Genomic DNA, 4461 nt, shown 5'->3' on the forward strand with positions numbered 1-4461 from the left:
CCCGGCGCGTTCCAGCACCAGCACGCGGGCCCCGTGCGCGGCCGCCTCGACCGCCGCGCAGCCGCCCGCGATGCCGAAGCCGGCGACGACCACGTCGAACTCATCGGACCATTCGGTAATGGAGTCCGCCGCAATGGTTTCCGGAATCTGTGTGCTCACCGCGCACCCTTCTTGATCTGCTCGAAGAACGCCCGCATATGCGGCCCGATCTCCGCGAGTTCGATGAACGGCACGCCCGAGTCCGCGCCGTCGAGGTAGGCGAACCGCATCTGCCCGCCCATATCGCCCTGTTGTACCACCGGAATCCCCCGGGCCTCGGCGTCTTTCAGCGCGGCGTCGAAGTCGGCGGGCTCCAGGCAGATGTGGTGCAGCCCCGCTCCCCCGCGTTCGAGGAATTCGGTGTAGATGGAGCGGCCGTGCACCGGCTGGATGAGTTCGAGCTGCATGTCACCGCTGTACCCGAGCGAGATGTGCGCGGTGAAGTCGGCGGCCGCGCCGCGATACACGCAGGTCTCGGGGCCGAAGCGCACGTCGGGCATCCGCATCCAGCCCGTCACGCCCATGGTCGTCGTCAGGAATTGTTCCCCGGCCGCGATGTCCTCGACCACCCATGCGATCTGGGTGACGGGCCCTTCGGTCACGCTCGTGCTGTCCACTTCGGCAGTTAATCACAATCGCTTAATTTGGCAAGGGCTACTCGTAGTCCGGATCGGCGTCCGACGGCGCGGTCCAGCCCTTGTTGCTCAGCCCGTAGAACGTCGCCACCAGCAGATACAGCACCAGCGCCGCGATCGGCGACAGGAATCCGACCCCGATGCACGCCGCGTAGACCAGAATCCCCGGCCAGGCCCGCCAGCTCTCCCGCCGCGCGTAATCCGCCCCCAACCCCGCCTTCAGCATCTCCGGCCGCTTCGCCAGCCGCCACCACATGGGCGCCCACGGCACGGTCATCAGCACCCCCACGATCCCGTACAACCCCACCGCCACCACCGCGTCCCGGTGCGTCCCGTGCACGACATTCTCGGCCACCACCATGGTCGGGAACGGCACGAGCGAAATCCCCAGCAGCAGCAGCAGATTCCACCACCGCAGCACATGATCGATGCGCCGCAACCGCCCGAAGAAGGTGTGGTGATTCATCCACACCACCCCGATCGTCATGAACGACGCCAGATACGCCACGTACGACGGCCAGATATGCCCGAGCGCCTGCAACAATCGCCCGGGCTCGTGCTCGGGCACCCGGATCTCCAGAATCAACAGGGTGATGGCGATCGCCATCACCCCGTCGCTGAACGCTTCCACCCGAGCGGTTCCCGCGAGCGTGCGTTCCGGAACCGATCCCTCACTCATGCATCGCAGCGTAGACCGGTTCCGTGGTCGGCTCGATTCGCTTGACGCGCTTGACCGTTCGCACGGTGATGATGATCATGACGGCGGTGACGCCGACCATCAGGGCGCTCGACAGCCAGGTCATGGTGTGGATGGGCAGGCGGTAGACGAGCACCACCCGCAGGATCGATTCGCCGATGAGGCCGGCGCCCCACATCAGGGCGATCCGGTTCAGCAGCCGACGGACCACCGGGTTGGTCCGGAACTTGTGGTCCAGCTGGGCCAGCTTCTCGGGAGCCCCGGCGAGGCCCTTGCGGGCGGCGACGTAGGTCAGGGGCTTGCCGAGCAGGGCGCTGATCAGGAAGGCGAGGCCGATCGCGGCGGTGGTGACCGAGTCGCGGACGATCATCATGCGGGCGTCACCGCTGATCAGCGAGGATCCGATGCCGAAGGCGAAGCCCGCCAGGATGAGCGCGGCCAGGGCGTCGATCTTGCGGGCCCGGATCACGCCGACGAGCACCACGGCGCCGGAGAACAGCGCTCCCGCCAGCAGGGCGATGAAGTCGGAGTATCCGGCGGCGTGCAGGGCGTAGTAGGCGGCGAGGGGCACCGCGATATCGCGGAGGCTGGGGGCCAGCATTCGCAGCACATTCGGCCGGGCGGCGGGCGCGGCGAGCGTGTTGTCAGCCATGATGCGAACTCCTGTAATCGGTTTCTGCGCTACAGGAATGACGCTACGGAGACCGCCGCCGCACCGAATCTGCCAACCATCACCTCCCGGCCATGACAGTTGTCATGCTGACACGCCGTTTCCCGCCCTCCCGGCTTCGGGTTGCGGCGGCGGCGATGATTTCCGGTGCCGAACGTCGTCTCCATTCACAGCGGCCGAAACACCGAGCGAACACCGATTCGAGGAGTTGACCATGTCGTACACAACGCAGCCCGGCGATCCGATCTGGACCGATATCTTCACCACCGACACCGAGGGCGCGATCGCCTTCTACGGCGAATTGCTCGGCTGGACGGCCGAGGTCGCGGCGGAGCACGGGAACTACATCACCTTCCGCAAGGACGGCAAGGCCGTGGCGGGTGGAATGGCCAATGACGGCTCGGGCGGTCCGAGCCAGTGGATGGTGTACCTGGCCAGCACCGATGCCGAGAAGACGGCCGAGAAGGTGACCGCCGCGGGCGGTATGACGGTGGTGCCGGTGATGCCCGTGGCCGATCTGGGGAAGTTCGGGGTGTTCGGCGACAACGGCGGCGTCGGGGTCGGCGTGTGGGAGCCGGGCACCATGGGCGGGTTCGAGCAGCGCGGCGTGGTCGGCGACGGACACTGGGAGGGCCACGTCGGTGCGCCGTCCTGGTTCGAATTGCACACCCGAAGCTATGACGACGCGCTGAAGTTCTATCGCGAGGCGTTCGGCTGGCAGGATCCGTTCACGATCGCCGACACCCCCGAATTCCGTTACACCACCATCCATTCCGTGACCCCGATGCTGGGTGGCGTGATGGATTCGTCGGGCTTCCTGCCGCCGAGCGTGCCCGGGTATTGGGCGGTCTACTTCGGTGTCGAGGACGTGGACGCGTCGGTGCGGAAGGTGCAGGAGCTGGGCGGCAGCGTGGTGCGCCCGCCCGAGGACACTCCGTACGGCCGGCTGGCGGCGGTGGCCGATCCGGCCGGTGTGCGATTCAGCCTGGGCGGCAACAAGTCCTGACCCGGAACGGGACGAACGGCCCGGTCTCCACAGCGACCGGGCCGTTCGAATCATCCCGTGACGACGTGGTCTACGCCCCAGCAGCGCGTCCGGCGTCGTCGCGGGAAGTCTCTCACCGCATTCAGCCCCGCACCCCGGTCGCCAGGGTCTGTTGCCTGCCCAGTCCGGCCACCTCCGCGACGACGACATCGCCGTCGCGCAGATAGGGTTTCGGCTCCGGACGGCCGACCGCGACGCCCGCGGGCGTGCCGGTGAGCACCAGGTCGCCGGGTTCCAGGGTCATCAGCGTGCTCAGATAGCGCAGCACCTCACCGACCCCGGCCACCATGTCGCCGGTCGAACCCGCCTGCCGCTGTTCACCGTTCACCCACAGCTGCAGACTCAGCGCCTGTGGTTCGGCGACCTCGTCGGGGGTCACCAGCCACGGCCCGACGGGCGTGAAGGTGTCGTAGGACTTGCCCTTCACCCAGGTCGGTTCGCCCGCGATGCCATCGCGTTCGGTGACGTCGTTGGCGGTGACATAGCCGCCCACCGCCCCCAGCGCGGTGGCCGCGTCCGGGCAGTCGCGCAGGCGGCGGCCGATCACCACGCCCAGCTCCACCTCGTGGTCGGTGGCGGCGCTGTCGCGCGGCAGTTCGATGGCGTCGTAGGGACCGCTGACCGTGGTGCCGGGCTTGAGGAAGACGACGGGCCGCTCCGGGATGGCCGCGCCGATGGCGGCGGCGTGGTCGGTGTAGTTGAGTCCGACGCCGATCACCTTGCCGGGCCGGGCGATCGGCGCCCCGATCCGGGCGGCGGAGTCCACCTCGGGCAGCGTGCCGGAGGCCAGCGCCCCCAGGAGCGCCCCGAGCGCGACGGGGTCACCGAGCAGCGTCCCGTCGATGTCGGCGGTCACCGCGGACACGTCGCGCAGCACGCCGTGTTCGTCGATGGCGGCGGGCCGCTCGGCCCCTTTCGCCCCTACTCGCAGCAGTTTCATGCGTCGCCTCCGGACTGTTCGGACACCGTGGCGGCCACGCGGCGGCCGCCCGGCAGGTAGTCGTCCGCGATGCGAACACCCAACTGCTGCAACAACATCAACCCGGCGCTCAGGCAGCGCTGCTCGTCGGGTTCGATCTCGAGCAGCGAATACACGGCCGCGAAACCGGCTTGGTGGAAACGCTCCGGCGGCAAGGTGTTCCGGCCGCACACCGCGATCACGGGCACGCCCGCCGCTCGCGCGGCCGCGGCGACACCGGCGGGCGCCTTGCCGTGCAGGGTCTGCTCGTCGAGCTTGCCCTCTCCGGTGATGACCAGGTCCACCCCGGCCAGCCGTTCGTCGAAACCGACCAGTTCCAGCATCAATTCGATGCCGGGCCGCAGGGTCGCGCCGAGCACCGCGAGCGCGGCGAATCCGACGCCCCCCGCGGCGCCG

Annotated in this window: 6 protein-coding genes and 1 pseudogene; 1 reads left to right on the forward strand and 6 read right to left on the reverse strand. The window is 68.7% G+C overall.

Annotation, left to right across the window (positions count from 1 at the left end):
* From ACWELJ_RS33430 to ACWELJ_RS33445, 4 genes and pseudogenes are all read right to left on the reverse strand, one after another.
* Nucleotides 1-159, reverse strand: a pseudogene (locus ACWELJ_RS33430) (FAD-binding protein); the annotation flags it as partial.
* Complete coding sequence (locus tag ACWELJ_RS33435; protein ID WP_452370069.1) at nt 156-641, reverse strand: VOC family protein; 486 nt, start codon at nt 639-641, stop codon at nt 156-158. The gene ACWELJ_RS33435 and the pseudogene ACWELJ_RS33430, both read right to left, overlap by 4 nt.
* A gap of 52 nt (nt 642-693) precedes the next feature.
* Nucleotides 694-1353: a TMEM175 family protein gene (locus ACWELJ_RS33440; RefSeq protein WP_452370070.1), complete on the reverse strand. Its 660-nt coding sequence runs from the start codon at nt 1351-1353 to the stop codon at nt 694-696.
* Nucleotides 1346-2023, reverse strand: coding sequence for a VC0807 family protein (locus tag ACWELJ_RS33445; RefSeq protein WP_452370071.1), 678 nt, complete (start codon nt 2021-2023; stop codon nt 1346-1348). Before ACWELJ_RS33445 ends, ACWELJ_RS33440 begins: the two co-directional genes overlap by 8 nt.
* Nucleotides 2024-2255: 232 nt before the next feature.
* Here ACWELJ_RS33445 and ACWELJ_RS33450 point away from each other — a divergent pair, with 232 nt between their 5' ends.
* The gene (locus ACWELJ_RS33450; RefSeq protein WP_452370072.1) at nt 2256-3047 is read left to right on the forward strand and encodes a VOC family protein; all 792 of its coding nucleotides are present in this window, start codon (nt 2256-2258) and stop codon (nt 3045-3047) included.
* Nucleotides 3048-3168: 121 nt separating this feature from the next.
* On the opposite strand, the gene ACWELJ_RS33455 is transcribed toward ACWELJ_RS33450, so the two are convergent.
* Both ACWELJ_RS33455 and ACWELJ_RS33460 read right to left on the reverse strand, forming a co-directional pair.
* The gene (locus ACWELJ_RS33455) at nt 3169-4026 is read right to left on the reverse strand and encodes a fumarylacetoacetate hydrolase family protein (RefSeq protein ID WP_452370073.1); all 858 of its coding nucleotides are present in this window, start codon (nt 4024-4026) and stop codon (nt 3169-3171) included.
* On the reverse strand, nt 4023-4461 hold a 439-nt coding region (locus tag ACWELJ_RS33460; RefSeq protein ID WP_452370074.1), incomplete at its 5' end, for a glycerate kinase. The genes ACWELJ_RS33460 and ACWELJ_RS33455, both read right to left, overlap by 4 nt.

This window comes from Nocardia sp. NPDC004582 (assembly GCF_053602115.1).